The sequence below is a fragment of the Secundilactobacillus silagincola genome, from assembly GCF_002583405.1.
Lineage (GTDB): Bacteria > Bacillota > Bacilli > Lactobacillales > Lactobacillaceae > Secundilactobacillus > Secundilactobacillus silagincola.
Genome location: NZ_BCMJ01000016.1, coordinates 1 through 14088, shown reverse-complemented (window position 1 = coordinate 14088; position 14088 = coordinate 1). Strand labels below are relative to the sequence as shown.

Annotated in this window: 12 protein-coding genes; 7 read left to right on the top strand and 5 right to left on the bottom strand. The window is 42.8% G+C overall.

Annotated elements, in window-relative coordinates; translation table 11 throughout:
- Positions 1-63: 63 nt before the first annotated feature.
- The 6 genes from CES82_RS11615 (at position 64) to CES82_RS11590 (ending at position 6172) form a co-directional block, all read left to right on the top strand.
- A complete protein-coding gene (locus CES82_RS11615) occupies positions 64-510 on the top strand; it encodes a MerR family transcriptional regulator (protein ID WP_098826430.1) in 447 nt (148 codons plus the stop codon).
- Between the two features lie 164 nt (positions 511-674).
- Positions 675-1088, top strand: coding sequence for a cupin domain-containing protein (locus tag CES82_RS11610; protein ID WP_098826428.1), 414 nt, complete (start codon positions 675-677; stop codon positions 1086-1088).
- A 4-nt stretch (positions 1089-1092) separates the two neighbouring features.
- Positions 1093-1413, top strand: a complete 321-nt coding sequence (locus tag CES82_RS11605; protein WP_098826426.1) for a carboxymuconolactone decarboxylase family protein — start codon at positions 1093-1095, stop codon at positions 1411-1413.
- Between the two features lie 13 nt (positions 1414-1426).
- Positions 1427-2059, top strand: coding sequence for an NAD(P)H-binding protein (locus CES82_RS11600; RefSeq protein WP_098826425.1), 633 nt, complete (start codon positions 1427-1429; stop codon positions 2057-2059).
- 18 nt (positions 2060-2077) lie between these two features.
- On the top strand, positions 2078-2959 hold the full coding sequence (locus CES82_RS11595; protein WP_098826423.1) for a LysR family transcriptional regulator: 882 nt from the start codon (positions 2078-2080) through the stop codon (positions 2957-2959).
- A gap of 279 nt (positions 2960-3238) precedes the next feature.
- Positions 3239-6172 carry a lectin-like domain-containing protein gene (locus tag CES82_RS11590; protein ID WP_098826421.1) on the top strand — a complete coding sequence of 978 codons (2934 nt, stop codon included), beginning with the start codon at positions 3239-3241 and terminating at the stop codon, positions 6170-6172.
- Between the two features lie 114 nt (positions 6173-6286).
- Here CES82_RS11590 and CES82_RS11585 read toward each other — a convergent pair whose 3' ends face one another.
- Positions 6287-6808, bottom strand: a complete 522-nt coding sequence (locus CES82_RS11585; RefSeq protein ID WP_098826419.1) for a transcription repressor NadR — start codon at positions 6806-6808, stop codon at positions 6287-6289.
- A gap of 183 nt (positions 6809-6991) precedes the next feature.
- Between CES82_RS11585 and CES82_RS11580 the strand changes: the two genes are divergently transcribed.
- Positions 6992-8404, top strand: coding sequence for a nicotinate phosphoribosyltransferase (locus CES82_RS11580; protein ID WP_098826417.1), 1413 nt, complete (start codon positions 6992-6994; stop codon positions 8402-8404).
- Between the two features lie 92 nt (positions 8405-8496).
- Here CES82_RS11580 and CES82_RS11575 read toward each other — a convergent pair whose 3' ends face one another.
- The 4 genes from CES82_RS11575 to CES82_RS12735 all read right to left on the bottom strand — a co-directional run bounded on the left by CES82_RS11575 (position 8497) and on the right by CES82_RS12735 (position 13784).
- Complete coding sequence (locus CES82_RS11575) at positions 8497-9870, bottom strand: APC family permease (RefSeq protein ID WP_098826415.1); 1374 nt, start codon at positions 9868-9870, stop codon at positions 8497-8499.
- A 189-nt stretch (positions 9871-10059) separates the two neighbouring features.
- On the bottom strand, positions 10060-12279 hold the full coding sequence (locus CES82_RS11570) for a glycoside hydrolase family 3 C-terminal domain-containing protein (RefSeq protein WP_098826414.1): 2220 nt from the start codon (positions 12277-12279) through the stop codon (positions 10060-10062).
- Between the two features lie 167 nt (positions 12280-12446).
- Positions 12447-13499 (bottom strand): FAD-dependent oxidoreductase, encoded by a 1053-nt coding sequence (locus CES82_RS11565; RefSeq protein WP_225364906.1) that lies wholly within the window; start codon positions 13497-13499, stop codon positions 12447-12449.
- Between the two features lie 51 nt (positions 13500-13550).
- Positions 13551-13784 carry a hypothetical protein gene (locus CES82_RS12735; RefSeq protein WP_225364905.1) on the bottom strand — a complete coding sequence of 78 codons (234 nt, stop codon included), beginning with the start codon at positions 13782-13784 and terminating at the stop codon, positions 13551-13553.
- Positions 13785-14088 lie beyond the last annotated feature (304 nt).

The following is a 14088-nucleotide window of genomic DNA, read 5'->3' as shown; positions in this document are numbered from 1 at the left end:
CACTTATAAACTTGTTGTTAAATCTAATACTTTTCACTACATCGAAAGGAGTTTATTGTAAATATGACTTATTCTGTCCGAGAAGTTGCCAACAAAACGGGACTTACCACCTACACCGTTCGTTACTATCACGACCATGGATTACTTCCCTTCGTTAAACGGGATAAAAATAATAACCGGGTTTTTGATGATGTGGATCTCGAGTGGATCCATCTGATTACCTGTTTACGTCAAACCGGCATGTCACTGGAAAACATCAAACACTATTTCGATCTTGTTATTGAAGGTGAATCAACCGTTCCTGAGCGTTATCAAATCATGCTGGATCAGCAGAAACAAACCCTTTACGAAATCGATGAACTCAAAAACCATTTGGAAACTATCAATAAAAAAGTGGCTCACTACGCTGACATCTTGACTAACAAGAAACAGGATAGTTATGAACCTTCAAATATTGCTAAAAAGCACCTTCAGATACCGTTTCTTCTAATTAACTTGACCCCGCACTAACATGCGAGGTCTTTTTTAACGTCTAATATGCTTAGTAGGCATATCCAATATAATTAACAAGTATTTTACACATATCAAAATAGCGCGTAAATTATAGTCATTGTTAAACCGCAAGCATTTAATTGAAATGATTCAAAGAAGCTACTATGAAAGGAAGCAATTTAATGACAAAAAATGAAACGAGCGTCAAAAACGGCATCTTTGACATGGGCGACAAAAACGATGCCTACGCAAAATACTTCGTTGGCCAAAGTTATCTCAATAACCTGATCAACGATCCTAAAATCAACGTTGGTGTCGGTAACGTGACCTTTGAACCAGGTTGCCGTAATAACTGGCACATTCACCATGACGGTTTTCAGCTATTATTGGTTACTGGTGGCGAAGGCTGGTACCAAGAAGAAGGTCAACCTGCTCGAAAATTACACCCCGGTGACGTTGTCGTTACTCACGACGGCGTGAAACACTGGCACGGTGCGACTAAGGATAGCTGGTTCAGCCATATCGCTATTACAGCTGGCACACCAGAATGGCTGGAACCCGTTTCTGACGAACAATACAACGCACTGGAGGACTAATATTATGGCAAAAAAACAAACAGCTGGTCGCGATAATCTGGGTGAATTTGCACCCCAATTTGCAGCTCTTAACGATGACGTTTTATTCGGAAAAGTCTGGGCTAAAGAAGACGAACTCTCTGCCCATGATCGTAGTCTGATCACTTGCTCAGCATTGATGGCGCAAGGCCTCTTCCCACAACTCGAAAGTCACATGAAAATTGCCAAACAAAACGGCGTCACCAAAACTGAAATGGTGGCGTTGATCACCCACCTTTCTTTCTATGCTGGATGGCCAAAAGCATGGTCAGCATTTGGTTTAGCCAAAGCCATTTACACCGATTAACGAGGAGCCATTCATGACAAATGTTTTAATTCTAGGTGCCAACGGTCGAATTGCTAGACTGGTTCGCCAACGACTCCTAACAGAAACTAACACCCAACTCACCCTTTACCTGCGCCACGCAAAACGACTAGGATCGATTGACCCAACCCGCGAAGATGTGATTGAAGCTGACGTTAACGACTATCAGGCTCTCGTGCAAGCAATGGCCAATCAAGATATCGTTTACGCTAATCTAGGGGGCCAATTTGAACCACTAGCTAACAATATTGTTAAAGCTATGACTGCTGTTAGCGTGAAACGGTTAATTTACGTCACTGGCCTCGATTTATATCACGAAGTTCCCGGAGAATTTGGCCAGTGGGTAGAAACATCCATTGGCAGTGCCGTGATGAATGATACCCGTCGCGCTGCTAAAATCATTGAGAACAGTTCGCTAAATTACACCATCATTCGTGCGGCATACATGACCGATACTGACACAATTGATTATGAGCTAACAGATAAAGGAACCCCCTTCAAGGGCACAATCATTTCACGCAAAAGCGTTGCTGACTTGATTATGAAAATCATTGTCAATCCCGAGCAACACAGCTATAGTAGTCTTGGAATCGACCAACCGGGAACAGACGGTGATCGTCCCTACTAAATCGCTGGAGGCTCAACTATGGAACTACGACTGCTTGAATATTTTTTAGCCATTGATTCAGCTGGCTCAATTTCAAAAGCGGCAGAGCGATTGCACATTACTCAACCGACATTGTCAAGACAGCTTAGGAGTCTTGAAGATGAACTTGGCGCACCGCTATTCACTCGAACTAACCGTGGCCTTTCACTAACTGATGCTGGCCTATTTCTGAAAACCCGCGCTCAAGAAATTTTGACACTGACTGAGCAGACTCAGCAATCCTTTATTAACCAGCGACGTGATTTATTTTCTGGCAATATTAGTGTTGGTGCCGTTGAGGCTGATAGCAGTCATATTTTAGCTGAAGAAATTACCAACTTCGCAAAAGAATATCCAGCAGTCACGTTTAACGTTTTTACTGGCACCAGTGATGACTTATTCGATCGCCTAGATAAAGGCTTAGTAGATGTGGCGCTATTGCTGGAGCCAATCGATGCTAACAAATACGAACAGATGCGACTGGCACACGCTGAACGTTGGGGATTAGTTGCGGCGATCGACTCACCCATTGCCACCCAGCCAGTGATTGAGCCCACTGATTTACCTGATATTCCACTAATTATCTCAAGTCGCCAAGCTGTTCAGCACCTCCTAGGTAAGTGGGCACAGTTAAATCTCGATGATTTGAAAATTAAGGGACACTTCAACCTGATTTTTAACGTTCTTCCGCTTGTGCAACGGGGACTGGGCGCTGCGCTAACTATCGAGGGTGTCATTGACCCTAAAAATCATGAAGGCGTTCGGTTTATTCCGTTCTCGCCACGTGTTCAAACCCATACTGTATTAGCTTGGCGTAAAAATCGACTTCAAACACCGATCACAAGAGCATTTATACAGTCCTTTAAACCACATACAATTTGAAAAAACTCTGTCACGGGAATTGTGACAAAGTTTTTTTTAACATTTTCTCCAAAAAAACTGCATACCACTCCTTCTATAAAACATTATAAATAGCTCTAGTATTAATATAAATATCACAATTTATGTCTAGTCCATTAGAAAAATGTTGCACAAATTGGTTGTACAAAAGGATTTGAACTTATTTTGCGCCTAAGATATACTGAAAAATGTTGCACATAACTTTCACATTGGGGGAAATTTGTGCAAAAAAATTTCAGAAAATATAAGGGGAAAATTAGAATGCGACACAGAGATCGAAACAGTAACCACAATGGTAAACTTCACTACAAAATGTACAAAGCAGGAGGAAAATGGACATTTTGCGGTATTGTGTTAGTTAGTGTAGCAACTGCTTCATTGTTAAATACTCATTCAGTATATGCGGCTAGTCAACCATCGACACAATCTAGCCAACCGCTTCAAGGGAATCCATCAACAGGTTCGTCATCACCCTCGAAATCAGAGGATTCGACCCAGCAATACATAACCGGTGCTCAGCCACCTAAATCGTCACCAGCCACAGCAACACCGGCAGTTAACTCTACCGATGTTCAAGTTAAGCAGTCCGGTAATGATAACTCAACAACCATCACACCAGCCAATTTTAAGGATTCATTTGACACTCATGGAAACGCCCACTTTAACAGCGACAATGACGATACCGTCACGCTTACCGACTATGCTGGTAGCCAACAAGGCAGCATTACCCTAAAAAACAAAATTAATCTTGGGCAAGGTTTCGATATTGAAGGTCAGGTCAACTTAGGGGCAGTTGATCAGGTTAATGGTAACGGCGGTGACGGTATAGCGTTTGGTTTCCACGATGCTAATAGCGACACCGTTGGTAACGGCGGTGCTGGCCTAGGCCTTGGTGGTATTCCAGACGCAATCGGCTGGAAGGCTGACACCACTTATAACTGGGCCATTTCAAATGATGCCACGGCGGATCCAGCAGAATTTAGTAACGGTCCCCGAAAGCCTAACACACCTGATTTTAGTGGTGGTCAAGCTTTTGGTGCCTTTATTGAAAGTTCTAAAAAAACTGATATCAAGACTGACGTGCCGGGTATCGTATCCACAATTGGGGTCACTCCTGGTAAAGATAGCGCGCAAGTAATTGATAGCCCTACTCCAGGGCAGACAGGTCATCTCCAAAACGACCCTAAAAACTGGCGGGGTGAATTTAAAGACATCGCCATTAAATATCAACCAAACGTCGACGGTAAGAAATTACTCACTATCAACTATGATAACAAAGTTTGGGAGAAAGACATTACCGATTGGGCCACCGATAAAACTGATACAGCCTTCTTCGTTTCTGCGGGAACAGCGGCTAATCTGAATCTCCAACAATTCCGCCTCAAATCCATGGTTTATCAACCTGCAGCCAGCGTGAACGTGAAGTACGTCTACACAACTGATACAGCATTATTAGATCATCCTGACGCACCAGTTGATCCCGCCACTGTTAAGGAAATCCCTAATTATGTCGGCCAAGTCGACTATCCGTCGGGTACTTTTGTGGGTGATCCTTACCTGACCTATCAACAGTCCATTAGTGGCTATACTTTTGCTCGCCTGTATGATGACTCATTACCTGCAAACGGAACGCTGAAAAAAGCGGGAAATAACGGTACAGTTACTTACCTATATGTGCAAAACGGTAATGGCGGTCAGAAGGCCACAATCAAGTTTTGGGATAAGACAGCCAACAATCAGCTCGGTCAAACTGTCACCATTGAAGGCAAGAATAACACTCGTGCGGATTTCTCTGATCAAGTGGCGGTTAATGCATACATCAAAGCAGGATATGCCTATAATCCGCAAAACGATGAAATCGAAAACGGCATCACATTTGATAATAATAACGATACTGATCAAACGTTCACTGTTTTCCTCACACACCAAGTTGAAACAACTCACCCTACACAAGTCATCACGCGCACCATTCACTACGTCAAAGCTAGCGACGAATCAGAGCTTCTTAAACCATCGTCAGCAGACCTTACCTTTACTCGTACCGTGACTAAAGATCTAGTGACAAATACTGTTACTGATGGTGACTGGTCTGCACCACAATCATTTACTCAAGTTACAAGTCCTACAATTCCAGGCTATGTACCGGATCAAATGATTACACCTGCACTCTCAGTTAATTTACAAAATGGTGTACCAGCCAATGATCAATTAAATGTGGTTGTTAAATATAAATATATCACTGGCGAACTACCAACTTCTGATCCACAAGTTTGGACAATAGCACAAACGCCTGATCCTGTTTATGAACCTGGTAAAGTACCTGATACCGATCCGCAAGTTTGGACAGTAGCACAAATGCCTGATCCTGTTTATGAACCTGGTAAAGTACCTGATACCGATCCGCAAGTTTGGACAGTAGCACAAATGCCTGATCCTGTTTATGAACCTGGTAAAGTGCCAGATACCGATCCAGAAATTTGGACAATAGCTCAAATGCCGGATTCCATTTTTGAGCCCGTTGGTAAAGTTCCTAACACCGATCCACAAGTTTGGACAATGGCTCAAACACCTGATCCTGTTTTTGAGCCCGTTGGTAAAGTTCCGGATACCAATCCAGAAGTATGGACAATGGCTCAAACACCTGATCCTGTTTTTGAGCCCACTGGTAAAGTTCCGGATTCTGATCCTCAAGTTTGGACAATAGAACAAGTAGCCGAACCCGTCTATGAGTTGACAGAAACTAGTCAACCACAGACAAACGTCCCAGCAGAACCGGCATTGCCTATCACTCCCATTGACACACCAATCAATGGCGATGATCCTGACACCCCCATCAATACGGTTACTGGCGATGATAACGGCGTACCGACAACGACTATCAGTAATCACCAAGTGACAAACATTGAACAAGAAAGAGTAACAACTGATACCACCGATGCGGATGGTACCAGCACGGATACCGGCCACACAAAACAAACAAACGACACTTTAACTAATCAAGAACACTTACTCACCTCAACACAGCAGACAGCAAAAGCAGTCCAACTAACAACTAGTGGTACAAGTCAAACAAAATTGCCACAAACTAATGAATCTAGTGCGAATATTTGGTCGTTGTTAGGCTTTAGTTTAATGAGTGCGTTAAGTTTACTCGGAATGACTAAGCGAAAAAAACACGAAAACAGCACTCATTGATGTTCTGATACGCAAGGATTGTTGATATGAGATGAATTGTAAAAAGGGCAGCCTTTATTCATAGGCCGCCCTTTTTGCGATGCTGAATTAATTTAGCTATAAACCAATCATAGTCTATTCACTAGTTTGGTCTTCATACAGATACCCTGCTTTTCGCAGCGATGCTTGTATGGTTGCCAACTGCTCTGGATTATCATAGGCAATCGTATGGGTATGAACGCCATCCGTAAGTTCAGATAATAACCGAACATTTCGCTGTTTCATCTTCGCTATGAACAAGTTCACGTCACCAATATCTCTGACCTGTAAATTAGCCCTAAGCTGTCCGTATAGTGGATGGTCCACCACAACGTCTTCAATAACGCCACCGGCTTCAACGATTCGTCGCATTTCATCCGCGCTATCACCAGGAAAATGACGACAAACTAAGACTGCTTCACATTTTGCTTGCTGTTGATATTCGTAACCACGCACTGTTGCGACAATTGCTTCTCCCCCAGCCCTCAGCAGGGAAACATCACCCACAATCGTTTGCCGACTGACGTTAAATCTATGCGCTAATTTACTGGCACTAACTGGCCCCTGACTGGTTGATAAGACTGATTGAATTTGTGACCGTCTTTCCGTACTTGTCACGACACCACCTACTTTTCAACAAATAGTTACCTCTTCCCTTATAATCCTACCAGAAAAGCCTGTTAATGAGTAATTTTTATAAAAATACATTAAACTTTTTCATCAAGTTATGCTAAGATGAAGACAATAATTTCATGGGGTGTCAAGACACCAATTAAACATGAAAAGATTGGACGATCACTAATGCGGAATCTTTCACTCTTAACAGACCTTTATGAATTTTCAATGGCAAACGGTTTTCAAAAGGACATGCCCGATACCCGCGCAACCTTTGATATTTTCTTCCGGAAAGTGCCAGATCAAGGCAGCTTTGTTATCACTGCAGGCCTTCAGCAAATAATCGATGCATTGCCATTTTCATTTTCACCGGATGATATTACTTATTTCCGAAGTCTCCATCTCTGGGACGAGGATTTTTTGAATTTTCTAGCAACTTTCAAATTTGACTGTCACATACGAGCAATTCCCGAAGGAGCCCCAGTGTTTCCACGAGAATCGTTGATGACTGTAGAAGGTCCAACTGCGCAGGCTCAATTATTAGAAACACTACTTCTTACGATTTTGAACCACGAGTCGCTTATTGCAACTAAGGCTCGACGTATCACATTTGCTGCTGGCGATCGACCCATTATGGAATTCGGTGCTCGCCGTGCGCAAGGACCTGACAGCGCGATTTACGGTGCACGCGCTGCGGTTATCGGTGGTGCGGCCAGCACTTCGAACGTGTTAGCTGGTAAACTATTTTCCATCCCAGTAGCCGGCACTATGGCACACAGCTGGATTGAAGCTTATCCGGATGAACTAACCGCCTTTCGTCAGTGGGCCAAATATTACCCCGATAACAGCGCCTTATTAGTGGATACCTACGATGTGTTGAGCTCAGGTATTCCAAATGCCATTACCGTCTTTAAGGAATTACGTGCTCAGGGTCACGAACCAGTGGGCATCCGAATTGATTCCGGCGATATCGCTTCTCTTTCCCGTCAGGCTAGGAAAATGTTAGATGATGCTGGTTTCCCCAAGGCCAAAATTACTATTTCCAATGCTTTGGACGAAAACATTATCGAATCGTTGCTGAACCAAGGCGCACCAATTGATAATTTCGGTGTTGGCGAAAAACTGATTACCAGCTCGTCGTCTCCAGTTCTCAGTGGTGTCTACAAATTAGCCGCTATCGAACAAAACGGCCAGCTCATTCCAAAAATTAAAATTAGCGATAGCCGTGAAAAGGTCACGATTCCTGGTCAAAAACAGGTTTACCGTCTCTATCACCATGGCACCAAGGAAGCCTTCGCTGACCTGATTGCTTTAGCCGATGAACCGGTTGCTGATCAACATGAACTCGATGCCTTTGACAGCAACCCGCTCAGCGTTAGCAAAGTGCAAACCTTAAGTGGCTTTGATGCGGAACCCCTGTTAAAACCGGTGGACTTGAAACAAACCTCTGCTAGTCCCTTGGAAATTCAAGCGTTCAGCAAACAACGCATCGCCGAATTACCTGATGAAACCAAGCGGTTAACCAATCCCGATACTTATCACGTCTACATGACAACAAAGTTAGCCAATTTACAAGACAAACTCATTAACGCGAACTAAACAAAAACAGAAAGATTGCTAAATGATCATCATTTAACGATCTTTCTGTTTTTGTTTAGTCATTATTTTAAGCATCAGCAGAGCAATGATTATTACTCTGATTCAACGTGATAGTACTTTCGAAAGCCCCAGTAAACCATTGCTCCAATTGCTGGAACAACCAGACCAAGAATTGAGGTCACCGGATCGTCAATGAAATTATTTCCCAAAATAATCAGGAAAGCAATCGTGGCAATAATTACGGTCCAAGGATAGGCCCATACTTTATAAGGGCGCGGTGTATCTGGTTGACGCCGACGCATCATTGGTACAGCTAAAACCGATAAACAGTTAAAAATAGCACCGGAGAACACCACCAGTGAGGTTAACTCATCTAACTCACGGGTCATCACCAGCGCGATAGAAATCAGCATTTGAATAAATAAACTGAAATCTGGCGTCCGGTGCTTAGCATTAACGTGGGCAAATGATTTCCACAATAGATGATCCTTCGCAGCCGCGTAGTAGTACCGTGCAAAGGCTAAAATCATCCCGTTAAGTGAGCTGATCATGGCCAATACCATAGCAATGGCGACAAGAATCGTCCCAAACTGGCCCAGAAAACTTTGCGCAACCGCAGTCCCTAAATAAAGCTGATTGTGCTGAATTGATCGGCTAATTTGGCCGAATGGCAGTGCCCGGTAAATAGCTAAGTTGAACAAAACGTAAACCACCGTAGTAAAGCCCACTGATAAGATTAAGGCGCGTGGTAGATTCCGTTGCGGGTTCTTCATTTCCCCTGCGACAGTGTTTAAGTTAGTCCATCCTTCGTAAGCCCACAGTGAAGCAATCACTGCGAAAGCCATCATTTGGATGAAATCGACTGGACTGGTACTCCCATTACGCGGTGTCAACGATAGATTTGGCGTATAGTGTCCCCAAAATAAACCAAGGACGATAATTAAAATCAGAGGTAACACCTTTAAAACGTTGAACACATTCTGAACCCATTCACCGATATCCACCCCAAAGTAGTTAATCAACGTAAAAATCACGATCAACGCAATGGCCCAGACTTTAACCATTAGCCCATTCATTGGAATCAGTGAATTAAGCGCCATTGGCAACGCGATTGCGATTGCCGCAATTGATCCTGGCCCACCGATTATCATACTTTGAAAGTTGAACATATAACCCACTACGGGTGAGTACGCATCCGACAAATAAACGTAGATTCCCCCAGTTGCCGGATTCATCGCACCTAATTCAGCAAAACACAGGCTACCCAGTAAGGTGACTAATCCCCCAATCAGCCAGGCAAGTAGCGCAAGCCCCATGGACATATGTGCTCGTTGCAAGACATAAGAACCAATGTAGAAAATACCTGAACCAATCATGATACCAATCAAGATATTGCTGCCACCAAATACACCGATCACTTTTTTAAGTTGCGGGGTTTCTTCAGTTTGCTTGTTTGGTTGTTCCATTTAACCCACTCCTTTCTACCGGTCAATTTTAGCAAATGACACCGTGCCCGTCACTAGGGTTAAGTAAGCGCTTACTTTACGTAAAAAGAATCGACACTTTCTGTAGTATGTAAAAAAAGAAACCAACTCGTAAATGAATTGGTTTCCTATAAGGATCTTTTAGTTCAATTTTTTTGTGCAACGAAATTATCACTTATTAGCCAACGCCAAAAACTGATGCATCTGGTCAATCGAAGTACCTAACATCACGATGGCCCTCAACGGCATGTTAGCTAGTAATTCACTGTCACTGCCAGAAGCAACGTTATCTAGCACGACATCTAACCCTGACTGTTTTAGAGCTGGCTTTAAATCATCTCGACCAATAACTTGATTCAGATAAGTATCTTCACTAATCGTAGTCGGCTTGTCAGTACCGAGCTTCACGTCAATGACCTGACTCAAGCGGATATCTCGCGATGAAGCCCCTACTTGAATGCAATAATGACCATTATCAACGCGCCAGTTAGCATTGGCAGTATCGTACCAAGCAAAACTCCGCCGATTTAAGTTCAAAGTGACAAGTTGACTTTCTTTCGGTTCTAGGGCTACCTTTTTAAAACCCTTGAGTTCTTGAACTGGTGTTTCCACTGAACTCGCTTGATTTTGAACATACACTTGAACTGTTTCTTTACCAGCCGCAGCACCCGTATTAGTGACTTTCACAGTGACATTGACCCGATCATTCTCCGTCGTAATCTTCAAATCACTATACTCAAAGGTTGTATAACTTAACCCGTGACCAAACGGGAAATTCACTTGTTTGTGTTTCATATCATAATACCGGTAACCAACATAGATTCCCTCATGATAGTTCTCAGCCTCAGGACTAGCATTGAAAGTCCCGAATGCTGGGGTATCTTCAATCTTTTCTGGAAAAGTTTCTGCTAATTTGCCGGAAGGATTAGCCTCACCAGTCAATACTGACCAAGTTGCCTCACCCACTGCTTCACCTGCAAGATACGTTTCCAAGATGGCTTGCACGTTATCTCGCCAAGGCATTGTAACAGCGGAACCATTTTGTAGCACCACAATCACGTGCTTGTTAACCTTAGTCATTTGCTGAATCAGGTTATTTTGATTCTCTGGTAAGTCCATTGATTCCTTATCAAAACCTTCTGACTCTAATTGTTCAGGAACACCAGCAAAAACAACCACTTTATCAGCCTGCTTGGCCAATTCAATTGCTTGATCAGCCAGCTGAGTATTCACTGCACTATCGGTTAACGTGTAGCCTTGCGCATATGTCACATCGTAGTCGCTACTCTGAGCAACCGATAACGGTGTGGTAAGTTTATAGGCGTTCACGTGTGAGCTACCGCCGCCTTGATATCTCGGCTTTTCTGCAAGTTCACCGATAACGGCAACGGCATCATTAGCGTCGAGCGGTAACACAGCAGTATCATTTTTCAACAGTACCATGCTGTCTTCAGCAGCCTGCTTAGCAAAGACGTGTTGCTGCGCTTTATCGTATTTATCAGCCTTTTTCGCGTTAATATGGAATTTCTCAACCATCCGCAATACCCGTAAAGCTGCTGTATCCAGCTTAGCTTCTTCTAACTCACCATCATGGACAGCTGCCACAAGCCGGTTAACTGAGTAATCACCGTTGCCGGGCATTTCCAAATCAAGTCCTGCTTTCAACGCAGCAATATTGTCAGCAACAGCACCCCAGTCAGACATAACTAATCCTTCAAAACCCCACTCGTTACGCAAAATTTGGGTTAATAAGCGGTAGTTTTGTGAATTCAAAGTCCCATTGATTGAATTATACGAACACATTAAGGTAGCGGGTTGCGCTTGCTTGACGATTTTTTCAAACGCCGTTAAATAAATTTCACGCAACGTCCGTTCATCCATGTTGGAACTAGAAGTAAACCGCTGATTTTCACGATTATTGGCAGCAAAGTGCTTCACACTAACGCCGACACCCTCGCTTTGGACACCATTAACATACGCGCTAGCCAATTCACCGGCTAAATAAGGATCCTCTGAAAAATATTCAAAGTTCCGTCCAGCAAGCGGTGACCGCTTCATATTAACACCCGGTCCTAAAAGAACGCTTACATTTTCAGCACGCGCGGCCGTTCCTAGATTCTTACCAAGTTGATACAGCATCTCGACATCAAACGAACTAGCGGTTAACGCAGAACTTGGAAAACAAACTGCTTCAACACTTTGGTTAAGACCTAAAGCATCCGCACTGCTGGCCTGCTTTCTTAAACCTGATGGGCCATCCGTCATCATCATTTTAGGAATTTGTTTATCCTTATTTTCAGCGGTAAACCAAAAGTTTTTACCACTAACTAACTCGGCTTTTTCTTGTACGGTTAATCCTTGAACAAACGTTAAATCAAATTTTGCTGACATTTATCAATTCTCCTTTGAAGATTACTCTACTATAATCTATCTAATAGTTAATAATAGAAGTATTTCGATAATGCTTCAATAGTAGATTGTTTTTTCGGACAACTAACCGCATATCATAGCGCAGAAAAAAGAGCTAATCCTTTGAGATCAGCTCCAGTTTTTGCTATTTAAACTAAACTACGTAACTTATACGCTAACGATGGGAAAATCAAAATCATTTTTTCTTGCCAAACAGCCGGATCAACATCTAATGCGATAACTGGAATCAACGCGTTAATATCATCAACAGCAGTTTGACTCACTTCTGACGCACCAACAATCTTATTTTGCTGATCATATGCTAATGAAAGATGAGCCTTATCATCCGCAGTTCCCGTATAAAAGTAATCCCCCTGTGCAATTTCGAGGTCTTTTACCGTCAAATCAGGATCTTCACGTGCTTGGTCCATATTAACACCCGCTTCAGCAATTTGCGGAAATGTGAAAGCAACCGTCCCGATCACTGGATAATGAATGCCGTCAGATTGATGTCCGCGAAGATAGCGACTCAGATATTCACCTTCGAACTGAGCCGTCGAGGTTAAACCTGGCACTTCTTTCTTAATAACATCACCCATGGCGTAGATATTAGCCGCAGCGGTTTGCAGATGTTCATTCACAACGATGCCCTTTTTATCAACTTTTACATCTGTATTCTCTAAATGCAGCGTATCAATATTTGGAACGCGCCCACTGGCATTAATCACTTTGTCGAATTTTAGAAGACGACCGTCTTTTGTCGTAACTTGAAATTGAGCATCCTCGTGATGAATCGCTTGAACTTCAGTTTGATATTGAAATTCAACGCCTAACGAGTCCTTCATTTCATCCATAACCATGTCAACGTGATGTTTATCAAAGGCCCGCAATGCTCGATCAGAACGTAAAAGAATGGTGACGTGGGCGCCAGCAACTGATAGCAGCGAGGCAATTTCCATCGCAATATATCCACCACCAATAATGGCAACAGATTCCGGCAGCTCTTCCATGTTAAAAACATCGTTGCTTGTCAGTAAATACTCGTTGCCAGGAACATCTAGCGAACGTGGTTTAAGACCAGTGGCAATCACAAAATGATCACTAGTAATGAGCTTATCATTGACCTTAATCGTGTGGTTATTGACAAAGCTTGCTGCCCCTTGAATCGTATCATTGCCTTGTTGTTCAAACAATTGTTGCATATTGTCAGGAACAGGCGCAAACACGCTTTTCTTTTCCTGAACCAACTGCGTCTAGTTTATCTTTGCAGGGTTAGCCATCCCTCTTCCAGTTAGTTTTTGTGAAAGTAATGAAATTTTACTAGCGCCTTCAAAAAAGATTTTTGGTTCACAACCAGCGTTAGGGCAAATGCCACCAAAATCGTTTGCTTCCACGACTAAAATTCGTTGTTTACTGCCTTGCATGCCCGGTAGAAAGCGAAAGACTGATGGTCCACTACCGATAACTACATAGTTATAATCATTCATATTTAATATTCTCCTGCTAAAAGTAATTTTGAGTTTGTTAGTGACGTATTCCTCGCTCGCTGTTTACCAGCGGACATTACTTATTCACGCATCCATTTTCAACCCCAGAACGGGCCTAATATTTAGCTGGAATCGTCAAACCAGTGACTATTCAATAATTTAATTGAATAGTTGAATAATATCACATACTTTTAGTAAGTGCAAATTTTGAACAAAAACTTACTAACATTAGTGATGTAATCAATCTCGACGGAGATGATTACATCACTTTTTTGATAAAGTGATAGTGGAACTAAGGCCGCGG

Coding starts and splice junctions, on each gene's coding strand:
- CES82_RS11615 (WP_098826430.1), top strand. CDS start 64: ATGACTTATTCTGTCCGAGAAGTTGCCAACAAAACGGGACTTACCACC.
- CES82_RS11610 (WP_098826428.1), top strand. CDS start 675: ATGACAAAAAATGAAACGAGCGTCAAAAACGGCATCTTTGACATGGGC.
- CES82_RS11605 (WP_098826426.1), top strand. CDS start 1,093: ATGGCAAAAAAACAAACAGCTGGTCGCGATAATCTGGGTGAATTTGCA.
- CES82_RS11600 (WP_098826425.1), top strand. CDS start 1,427: ATGACAAATGTTTTAATTCTAGGTGCCAACGGTCGAATTGCTAGACTG.
- CES82_RS11595 (WP_098826423.1), top strand. CDS start 2,078: ATGGAACTACGACTGCTTGAATATTTTTTAGCCATTGATTCAGCTGGC.
- CES82_RS11590 (WP_098826421.1), top strand. CDS start 3,239: ATGCGACACAGAGATCGAAACAGTAACCACAATGGTAAACTTCACTAC.
- CES82_RS11580 (WP_098826417.1), top strand. CDS start 6,992: ATGCGGAATCTTTCACTCTTAACAGACCTTTATGAATTTTCAATGGCA.
- CES82_RS11575 (WP_098826415.1), bottom strand. CDS start 9,870: ATGGAACAACCAAACAAGCAAACTGAAGAAACCCCGCAACTTAAAAAA.
- CES82_RS11570 (WP_098826414.1), bottom strand. CDS start 12,279: ATGTCAGCAAAATTTGATTTAACGTTTGTTCAAGGATTAACCGTACAA.
- CES82_RS11565 (WP_225364906.1), bottom strand. CDS start 13,499: ATGCAACAATTGTTTGAACAACAAGGCAATGATACGATTCAAGGGGCA.
- CES82_RS12735 (WP_225364905.1), bottom strand. CDS start 13,784: ATGAATGATTATAACTATGTAGTTATCGGTAGTGGACCATCAGTCTTT.